Annotated in this window: 9 protein-coding genes and 1 pseudogene; 4 read left to right on the forward strand and 6 right to left on the reverse strand. The window is 65.2% G+C overall.

The window, feature by feature from the left end:
- The 4 genes from EN738_RS20405 to EN738_RS20420 form a co-directional block, all read right to left on the reverse strand.
- Positions 1–418: transposase (locus EN738_RS20405; protein ID WP_145966887.1), on the reverse strand; the 418-nt coding region annotated here is incomplete at its 3' end.
- Positions 419–713: 295 nt separating this feature from the next.
- On the reverse strand, positions 714–1,796 hold the full coding sequence (locus EN738_RS20410) for an ABC transporter substrate-binding protein (RefSeq protein WP_127285278.1): 1,083 nt from the start codon (positions 1,794–1,796) through the stop codon (positions 714–716).
- A 53-nt stretch (positions 1,797–1,849) separates the two neighbouring features.
- Positions 1,850–2,515, reverse strand: a complete 666-nt coding sequence (betI, locus tag EN738_RS20415; protein WP_245493295.1) for a transcriptional regulator BetI — start codon at positions 2,513–2,515, stop codon at positions 1,850–1,852.
- A 27-nt stretch (positions 2,516–2,542) separates the two neighbouring features.
- Entirely contained in the window at positions 2,543–3,337 is a 795-nt protein-coding gene (locus tag EN738_RS20420) for a methyltransferase domain-containing protein (RefSeq protein WP_127285280.1), read from the reverse strand.
- 198 nt (positions 3,338–3,535) lie between these two features.
- Here EN738_RS20420 and EN738_RS20425 point away from each other — a divergent pair, with 198 nt between their 5' ends.
- The 4 genes and pseudogenes from EN738_RS20425 to EN738_RS20440 all read left to right on the forward strand — a co-directional run.
- Entirely contained in the window at positions 3,536–5,155 is a 1,620-nt protein-coding gene (locus EN738_RS20425; protein ID WP_127285281.1) for an NAD(P)/FAD-dependent oxidoreductase, read from the forward strand.
- Entirely contained in the window at positions 5,142–6,716 is a 1,575-nt protein-coding gene (locus tag EN738_RS20430) for an NAD(P)/FAD-dependent oxidoreductase (protein ID WP_127285282.1), read from the forward strand. The genes EN738_RS20425 and EN738_RS20430 overlap by 14 nt, the downstream gene beginning before the upstream one ends.
- A gap of 2 nt (positions 6,717–6,718) precedes the next feature.
- Entirely contained in the window at positions 6,719–7,978 is a 1,260-nt protein-coding gene (locus EN738_RS20435) for an aminomethyltransferase family protein (protein ID WP_127285283.1), read from the forward strand.
- A 1-nt stretch (position 7,979) separates the two neighbouring features.
- Positions 7,980–8,237, forward strand: a pseudogene (locus EN738_RS20440) (hypothetical protein); the annotation flags it as partial.
- Positions 8,238–8,258: 21 nt separating this feature from the next.
- Here the strand turns inward: EN738_RS20440 and EN738_RS20445 are convergent.
- The gene (locus tag EN738_RS20445; RefSeq protein ID WP_127285284.1) at positions 8,259–8,672 is read right to left on the reverse strand and encodes a VOC family protein; all 414 of its coding nucleotides are present in this window, start codon (positions 8,670–8,672) and stop codon (positions 8,259–8,261) included.
- Between the two features lie 42 nt (positions 8,673–8,714).
- A complete protein-coding gene (locus tag EN738_RS20450) occupies positions 8,715–9,773 on the reverse strand; it encodes a dipeptidase (RefSeq protein WP_127285285.1) in 1,059 nt (352 codons plus the stop codon).
- Positions 9,774–9,825: the final 52 nt, after the last annotated feature.

The raw sequence follows: 9,825 nt of genomic DNA on the forward strand, positions 1-9,825 counted from the left end.
CGGCCACGATCATCTGCACGATCTGACGCCGGCGCGTGACGAGATCGGCCAACGTCCTGGTCTCGGCATCGCGCAGCGGCCGCAGTTCCGGCTTGGTCGCAGCTATGAAGGCTGCGATGACGGCAGCGTCGATCGGATCGGTCTTGGCCCGCTTGCCGAGCGCGTTGGCAAAGGCCCGGACCTGCGCTGGATTGACCACGACAACCGAAAGGCCGGCGCTCGCCAAAGTGGCGACCGCCAGCTGCTCGTAGCCTCCCGTAGCCTCCAATCCGATTGCCGTCGGAGAAAAGGCTGCAAGACGTCGAGCCAGATCCTCCATCCCGGCATGGTCGTTACCAACCGAAAACGCTTCACCGGACGGCAAAACGTGCACATCCAGCCGATCCTTCGAAACGTCGATGCCAACAACGATTTCCATCCTATCCCATCCTTGCCTAATCGGGCTTCGCTTGCGGCCCAGGCGACTGTTCGGGGTCGATGGAACGGCGGACGAAGACCCTCGCTCTCCCACGGGCTTCAAGGCCCAAAGATGCTCCGGTCTCTCGTCCGCCACCGCACCTGCTGCAATAGCAGAGTCGGCAAGGGACAAGTTACAAGGATGCCGGCAGGCAGGTGAGGGGCGGCGCCAGCGCTCGGGAGCGCGATCGGACGAGCTCGGAAGCCTAAGGCCCTGTTTCCGTTTCCAACGAAACAGCGAGACGCCAAGACAATGCTCAATAACCGGCTTTGATCTTCTCGAACTCGGCGATCATCTTGAGCTTGAGCGCGGAAGGCACCGGCGACTGGAACAGCGTCTTGTCGACGAATTTCTGCACGTCGTCGTAGCCCTTTTCCTTCAGGACGGCCTGGTCGACGCCGGCCATGCCCTTGGCATTGGCCTGACCGTAGCCCCAGTCCTTGACCAGCACTTTGGCGACGTCCGGATCGTTGATCGCATTGAGATAGTCATAGGCTTTGTCGACATTGTCCGGCGCATCCTTGAACAGGACATAGCCGCACACCCAGGTCGAGATGCCTTCGGCGGTATCCTTCTTGGATTTGATCGGCGCGCCGGCCGCGACCGACTGCACCGTCGCATCGTTCCATGCCCAGGCGAGATCGACCTCGCCGCCGCTCAGGAGCTGCACGATGTCGGTGGTGTCGGTCCAGTAGGAGCGGATATTCTTGTGCACCTGGCGCAGGAAGTCGGACGCCTGCTTGAACTGGTCGTCCGTCATCATGGTCCAGTCCTTGAGCCCGATGGCAAGGCTCGCCAGCGCATAGGCGTCGTCGACATTGTCGCCGATCGAGACCTTGCCCTTGAACTTCGGATCGGCGAAGGCCTTCAGCGACTGCACGTCCTTCTCGTCGACCTTGTCGGAATTGTAGGTGAGCTGGGTGTTGCCCCAGTCCCACGGCATGAACCAGGCCTTGCCGTCGGCGGTGGTGGCGAGATCCTTCATCGCCATGATGCCGGGATTGAGGTCCTTCCAGCCCGTGATCTTCGACGTATCGAGCGGCTGCAGCAGGCCGGCCTCGCGCCACTTCACCACGCTTTGCGAACAGGGGTGGCCAAGATCGGACTTGAAGCCGGAGCGCACCTTTTCGAAGGCCTCGTCCTCGTCGCCGAAGAAGGCGAAGGTCGGCGAATCGCCGTTCTTCTCGACATATTTCGAATGGAAGGTCGGGTCCTCGTAACCCGACCAGTCGAAGACGATCAGGTCCTTGTCGGCGGCAACCGCCAGCGCCGCCGCGGAAGCGGCGAGCATACCGGTCAGTGCCAGGGTCAGCGTCAGGCGTCGGCTCAGGGTTCTCATTGCTGTTCCATCCTCCTTGTCGTTTCCGCCGGCTCGGTCGGCCGGCTTTTTTCTCACTGGTAGTGTCTGGGAAAGGCCGCCGCCAGGAACGCATTCGCCGCCTGCAGCGCGGTCTCGCGGGTGGTGTCCTCTGTCCCCATCATCAGCCGCAGCCACAGTCCCTCGAGCATGGCGCTGAGCGCCAGCGCTATGACCGGGGGATCATAAGTGTAGCCACCGCTCTCCTTGAGCGTCGCACAGAGATCGATGAAGACCTGCTGGTAGTAATTGTCGCGCGAACTGCTGAGCGCCTGGTAGGTCGGCCGCGACTTGGCCTCGCCCCAGAAGGCCAGCCATGCCGCGAGCTTTCGCTTGTTGCAGATCGAGCGGTCGAAGTCGGCCCACACCAGCAGTTGCAGCTGCCTTGCAGGATCATCGCCAGCCTTCTGCAGGGCCGCGCGCCAATGCGCCGAATACTCGTCATACATGTGCTGCAGCGTGGCGATCAGCAGCTTTTCCTTGCTCTCGAAATGGAAGTTGACGATGCCGCGCGACAGGCCGGCGCCGTCGGCGACATCGGCCATCGTCGTCTCCGCGTAGCCGCGCTTGGCGAGCGAATCGATCGTCGCCTCGATCAGTTGCAGCTGCCTGACCTCCTTCGAGGCCTTGCGGCCGCGCTTTTCGGCGTCGCCCTTTGGTGACGGTTCGGGGACAACATCGCTGGCCTCTGCAGTCTTCATGAGCGTCACGGCCTCCAGCATCGCCGGCTATCCAACCGGCTTCCAACCGCGCAGATGAGTGGGACGGTGCTCACCACTGTCAAGCACCTTCTGCATCGCCTCCCAGGTATGGATGTTCTTGTCGACATAGGCGGCACCCACCACGGCGGCGACAGGCCAATATAGCGGCCCCTTGAGCCGCGCCAGCTCTTCGCGCGCCACGTCGCGATACCAGGGATTGCGGTCGCGCACGGCGATGTCGGCAAAGCCCGCCCGGCGCATCGCCTGCGCATAGCGCGCCGGCGAGGCCATGGTGAAGGACAGGCCTTCGGCCGCGACATAGGCCTTCATGTCCGGCGACGGCTCGCCGTCGTGCGAAATCATCCAGTTCGACGCGGCGAAGACGCCACCCGGCTTCAGCACGCGAAAGATCTCGGCGAACAGCGCGTCCTTGTCGGGCACGTGCAGCAGCGCATCCTTGGAGAAGACGACATCGAAGGATGCGTCAGCGAAGGGAAGCGGACCGGGCGGCGCCTGGACGAAGCTGACGCGCTCGCCGACAGCTCTCGCGGCCGCCCGTTGCCTCGCGGCCTCGATGACGGGCCCTTCGACATCGAAGCCGGTCGCATGTGCCGCGCCGTGACGCTTGACCAGATGCAGCGTGATCCCGCCGGCGCCGCAGCCGATGTCGAGGACCGTCTTGCCCTCCAGCGACAGGCCTTCGACCACCCGGTCGACCTCTTCGGGTCCGCCCGGCGACAGATAGCCCTCGCCCCAGAGCGCCTCCAGGAAGCGAATGGCGGTGTCGTCGTACTCCGGCTCGGCGTCCGCCGTTTCGATCATCGGATCTCAACCCAAGATTTCGAAAGTGGCCAGTTCCAATTGCCCGCAAAGCCTAGCGCATAAACAGGAAAACGCAACACCATTTGTTGAACATTCATTCAAAATGGCTGGACAGAAATCCGTGATCCGTGCCAAATTCGACGCATCGGGGAACAGACCACACAAAAAGAAGGGCAGCCGGATGGAGGTTGAGCGCACATGAAGGCGTGGGATGCGATCGTCATCGGCGGCGGCCACAACGGCCTGGTCAATGCCTGTTACCTGCAGCGCGCCGGACTCGACGTGCTGGTCGTCGAGAAGAACGACTGGGTCGGGGGCGCGGCCACCAGCCGCGAGCTGACGCCGGGCTTCCTCTATTCGAACTGTTCCTACGTCTGTTCGCTGTTTCGGCCCGAGATCATGCGCGACCTGGAGCTGCCGCGCTTCGGCCTGCAGGTGATCTCCTATGAAGGCGGCGCGGTGTTCACACGCGACGGCGACTATCTCGCCAACTACCGCGACCACGATGCCCATCGCCGCGAGTTCGCCCGCTTCTCCAGGCGCGACGCCGAGGCCTATGACCGCTATTCGCGCGACGTGACGCGGCAATGCCGCTTCATCCAGCCGCTCTTGATGCGCACCGCGCCCGACCCGACCAGTTTCAAGCCGCGCGACCTCGGCGAATTGCTCTTTCTGGGGAAGAAGTTCGCTGGCCTAACGGCCGAGGAGATGGCGCTGACCTTGCGCTTCTGGACGATGTCGATCTCGGACTTCCTCGACGAGTATTTCGAGACCGACGTCATCAAGGCTAACTTCGCGCTATCCGGCATCATCGGCACCGCGCTCGGGCCGATGTCGCCGGGCACGGCCTACGTGCTGCTGCACCACTATATGGGCGAGGTCGACGGCTCGGTCGGCGCCTGGGGCTATGCGCGCGGCGGCATGGGCGCCGTCACCAAGGCGCTGGCCGCGTCCTTCAGGGCCTCCGGCGGCACCATCCGCACCGGCGCCGAGGTCGATCATGTGCTGGTCAGGAACGGCAGGGCCAAGGGCGTCGTGCTCGCCGGCGGCGAGGAAATCTACGGCAAGCTCGTCATCTCCAACGCCGACGTCAAGCGCACCTTCCTGAAGCTGGTCGAGGAAAGGGAACTGCCCGACATCTTTCTGCGCCGGGTCAGGAACTTCAAGATCCGCGGCTCCTCCGGCAAGGTCAACATCGCGCTGGATTCGCTGCCTGAATTCCCGGCCCTGCCCAAGGATTCGCCGGTCTATCGCGCCGACATGCACTTCACCGATTCCATCGAGCGCATGGAGCGCGCCTATGACGACTGGAAGGCCGGTCGCTGGTCGGCCGACCCCTTCCTCGACATGATGATCCCGACCACGCTCGACCCGACCATGGCGCCGCCGGGAAAACATTTCATGAGCTGCTTCGTGCAATACGCGCCGCCGAAGATTGACGGCCGCGACTGGACCGATGCCGACCGCGACGGCTTCGCCGAAAGCGTGATTGCGCAGATCGCCGCATACTCGCCCGGCTTCCGCGACCGCATCGTTCATATGGAAGTGCGCACGCCGCGCGAGATCGAAGCCGAGGTCGGCCTCACCGAAGGCAACATCTTCCAGGGCGAACTGACCTTCGACCAATTGCTGTTCAACCGCCCAGTGCCTGGCTACGCGCAATACCGCTCGCCTGTGGGCGGGCTCTACATGTGCGGCTCCTCCACCCATCCGGGCGGCGGCGTCATGGGCGCGCCCGGACGCAACGCCGCCGCCGAGATCCTGCGCGATCTTGCCAAGCCAACCTCACATATGAGCCCGGCCCATGACGTCATCTGAAGTGAATTGGGATGCCATCGTCATCGGCGGCGGCCACAACGGCCTCGTCGCCGCCGCCACGCTGGCGAAATCGGGCCGCAAGGTGCTGCTGCTCGAAGCCGGCAGTGATCTCGGCGGCGCCGCCCGCACCGAGGAATTTGCGCCCGGCTTCCGTGTCTCCGCGGTCGCCCACCTGCTCAACCGCCTGCATCCCGATGTGGTGAAGACGCTGGAGCTGGAGCGGCACGGCCTCAAGGTCGAGCGCGCCGATTTCATGCCTTCGGTGGCGCTGTCGAAGGACGGCTCGCTGGTGCTGCACGGCGCCTATGGCGAGGTGCTGACGGGCGCCAGCCCCACCGAGCAATCCGCCTGGAAGGAACTGCGCGCGCAGCTGCTGCGATATGCCGGCGTGCTGAAGCCCTTCCTATCGCGCCGGCCGCCGGATCTTGCCGGCATGTCGATCGCCGAGATGACCGGCCTCGGCCAGACCGCGCTGGCGCTGAAGCGGCTCGGCAAGGAGGACATGCGCGACTTCCTGCGCGTGCTTTTGATGAATGTTTACGACCTGCTCGACGAGCAGCTTTCGGACGACAGGCTGAAGGGCCTGCTCGCTTTCGACGCGACGCTCGGCTCCCATCTCGGGCCGCGCTCGCCGACCTCGCTGCTCGGTCTCTATTACCGGCTGGCCGGCGAGATCGGCGGCCTTGCCGGCGCGCAGATGCTGCCGAAAGGCGGCATGGGCGCCGTCGTCACCGCCATCCGCGCGGCGGCCGAGCAGGCTGGCGTCTCGATCCGCCCGGCATCGCCGGTCGCCAAGGTCGTCGTCGAGAAGGGCCGCGCCATCGGCGTCGTCACGCAAGGCGGCGAGACGCTGCGGGCAAAGACTGTCGTTTCCGCCACCAATCCGGCGACGACCATCCTCGATCTCGTCGGCCCGCGCGAGGTCGACACGGGCTTCGTGCGCAAGGTGAAGAACATCCGCATGAAGGGCGACGCGGCGAAGCTGCATCTGGCGCTCGACCGACCGCCGCAATTTTCCGGCGTCGACGCCGCCGGCCACAAGGGCCGGTTGGTCATCGCGCCCTCGCCCGACCATGTCGAGCGCGCCTTCAACCCGTCGAAATACGGCGAGTTCTCGCCCGAGCCGGTGATGGAGATCACGCTGCCCAGTCTGGCCGATGTTTCGCTGGCACCCTCCGGCGCCTGCGTGCTCTCGGCAGTGGTGCAATATGCGCCCTATGCGCTGAGAGCGGGCTGGGCCGCCGGCAGGCCGCAATTCCTCAAGGCGATCATGGCCCAGCTCGAGACCTACGCGCCCGGCATCGGCGCGACAGTGCGCCATGCCGAGCTTCTGACGCCCGCCGACATCGAGGCGCGCTACCGCATGCCCGGCGGCCACTGGCACCATGGCGAATTGCAGGCCGACCAGATGCTGATGTCGAGGCCGGTCTCCGGCTGGTCGGGCTACGACACCCCGCTCGAAGGACTGTTCCTCGCCGGCGCCGGCTCGCACCCGGGCGGCGGCATTTCCGGCGCGCCCGGCCTCAACGCCGCGCGCCGCATCATCGCGATGAGGGCATGAGCATGGCGCAAGCAACCAGGAAGAAGCCCATCGCAAGCGAGGTGGACACCGCCCTCGAAGCCCGCCTCGCGGCGCAACCGCATTTCCGCACGCTGCGGCTCGGCACGCCCTTCCAGCCGCGCATCGACGCGCTGGGCTTGAAGCAGGACTGGTACAGCTGGGCCGGCTATCGCGCCCCGCACTCATTGTGGGACGAGGAACTCGAATATTTCGCCATCCGCAGCCAGGCGGCCCTCTTCGACATCTCGCCGATGACGAAGTACCGCATCGAGGGGCCGGGCGCCGAAGCCTATCTCGACCGCGTCACGCTGCGCGACGTGACCAGGCTGCAGCCCGGCCGCGTCCACTACACCGCCTGGTGCGACGATGACGGCTTCGTGCTCGACGACGGCACCCTGTTCCGGCTGTCGCCGACGCGCTTCCGCCTCTGCTCGCAGGAGCGGCATCTGCCCTGGCTGCTGGACAGCGCGATCGGCTATGAAGTGAGCATCGAAGAAGAGACCGAAGCGGTCGCCGGGCTTGCGCTGCAAGGCCCGACCTCCTTCGCCATCCTCCGCGACGCCGGCTTCGCCGGCGGCGAAAGGCTGAAGGTTTTCGACCTCGCCGAATTCGCGCATGACGGCGCCACCGTGACGATCTCGCGCACCGGCTTCACCGGCGATCTCGGCTACGAGCTGTTCGTGCCGGCGGACAAGGCGCTCAGCCTCTGGGACCGGCTGATGATGGCAGGCGAGCTGCGGGGCATCCGCGCCATCGGCTACACGGCGCTGAATCGCGCTCGTCTCGAAGCCGGCCTGATCGTCGCCAATGCCGACTTCACCACCTCCGAGCATGCCATCCGCGCCGACCGCCTGCGCATGCCGGACGAGATCGGCCTCGGCTTCATGGTCGATCCCGAGAAGGGGCACTTCAACGGCCGACGTGCCATTTTCGAAGCGCGGACGAAGAAGAAGCTGCGCCACGTGCTGGTCGGGCTTGAGATCGAGGGCAACATCCCGGCCGAGCATGCCATCGTCTACTATCGCAAAAGCCAGGAGGTCGGGCTGGTCAGCGCCGCCATGTGGTCGCCGATGGCCAAGCGCAACATCGCCATTGCGTCTTTGCAACGGCCCTATGGCGATACGATCGTGGACGACCTCTGGGTCGAGATCTACGCCATGCGCGAGCTGCAGTACCAGAAGCTGATGAAGAAGGCGAAGGTGGTGCAAAGGCCCTTCATCAAGCTCGACCGCCGCACCGCCAGCCCGCCCGCGGATTTCTGACATGGCAAGCGAAGCGGAGAATCTGGATGCGGAGGCGGAAGCCGCCGATCAGTGGCAGCTGGTCAACACGCCGCTCGGCGAACCGTGGTCCGGCCGCACCCGCTATGCGGCGGCGATGTTCTTCTTCAAGCGCGGCGAGATGAATGCCGAGACGCTCGAAGTCTACCGCATCTGCGCCCGGCTCGATTCGGAAAATCCGCTGCCGATCATCCGCGACCGCAGCGTCGGCAAGGACTGGCTGAAGCGCATCGGCTTCGAAGAGGGCGCGCTATGCGCTTCGCTACGCTTGCACGCCACGGCTCACAGCCGCGAGCTTGTTGCCGTCCGGATCGCGCACGTAAGCTGCGTAGAAGTCCCGGCTGTAGTGCAATCGCAGGCCGGGCGCACCTTCGCAACTCCCGCCATTGGCAAGGGCTGCAGCATGGAAATCATCCACTTCCTTCCATGATCGCGCTCTGAAAGCGACCATGCTGCCGTTGCCTGTTGTCGCTGCCTGCTTGTCGAACGGCGTTCCGACCCAGAACGCGAGCTCCCGCAAACCGCCTTCCTCGTACGTGCCCCAACCCGCCGACGCGCGATCCCAGTCCGGATCGCCGGTGATGCAACGTTGCATGCCGAGGGGCGCCAAAGCCGCGTCATAGAACGTCGTGGCGCGTTTCAAGTCGTTGGTGCCGAAGTAGACATAGGTAAGCATGGCGCACCATCGGCGTTTACAAAGTAGTGAAGTCGGCCCGCATCACCCTATCGTCTTTTCCAGCACCCTCAACCAGTTGCGATAGGCGATCTTCTCGATCAGCGCTCGCCCAAAACCGCGCGCGGCCAGCGCGTCGATAAGCTTGGGCAGGCCGGCGACATCGCCGATGACGGCCGGGATCATCGCGCCGTCGAAATCGGAGCCGAGCCCGACGCCATCCTCGCCGAGCGCCTGCAGCAGCGAATCGATGTGGCGGACCATGATGTCGAGGCCGGTGTCGGCATTCATCTTGCCGTCCTCGCGCAGGAAGCCGGTGGCGAAGTTCAGGCCGACCATGCCGCCGGTCTCGCGGATCGCGCCGAGCTGCCAGTCGGTCAGGTTGCGCGAATGGCCGCAGATCGCGTGCACGTTGGAGTGGGTCGCGACCAGCGGCGCATCGCTCAAGCCCGCGACATCGCGAAAGCCCTTCTCATTGAGATGCGAGAGGTCGATCATGATCCTGAGCTGATTGCAGGCCTTGACCAGAGCCTTGCCGGCATCGGTGAGGCCGGGCCCGGTGTCGGGCGATGACGGGAAGCGGAACGGCACGCCGTTGCCGAAGGCATTCGGCCGGCTCCAGACGATGCCCAGCGAGCGCAGGCCGGCGGCGTGCAGCACATCGAGCATGGCAAGCTCGGGGTCTATCGCCTCGACGCCTTCGATGTGGAACACCGCCGCGATCGAGCCCTTCGCCATCGCCTCGCGCACGTCGCCGGCGCTGCGGCAGACGGTCAGTGCGCCGGCGCGTTCCAGCCTAAACAGGATCGAGGCCATGCCGATGGTCGAGGTGATCGCCTCGGCGCGCGGCAGCTCCGGCGGCAGCGGCTCGTTGTCGCTCGGCGCCGGCGGCACGGCGCTGCGCTTGGTCTTCTCGATCGGCGGCGGGAAGATCGCGAACATGCCACCGGCAAAGCCGCCCTTCTTCGCCCGTGGCAGATCGATATGGCCGCCCGGCGTGCCGTCGATGAACAGCTTTTCGACATCCGCTTCCTTCGACTGGTAGAGCCTGAGCAGCGTGTCGTTGTGGCCGTCAAAGACGGGGATGAGGTCGGTTGCGGTCATCAGGAGGCCATTGGCTTGAGGTGGCGGGCCGCGGGCGGCGAGGGCGTGCGCG

The sequence above is a fragment of the Mesorhizobium sp. M4B.F.Ca.ET.017.02.2.1 genome (assembly GCF_003998955.1).
Taxonomy (GTDB): Bacteria; Pseudomonadota; Alphaproteobacteria; order Rhizobiales; family Rhizobiaceae; genus Mesorhizobium; species Mesorhizobium abyssinicae.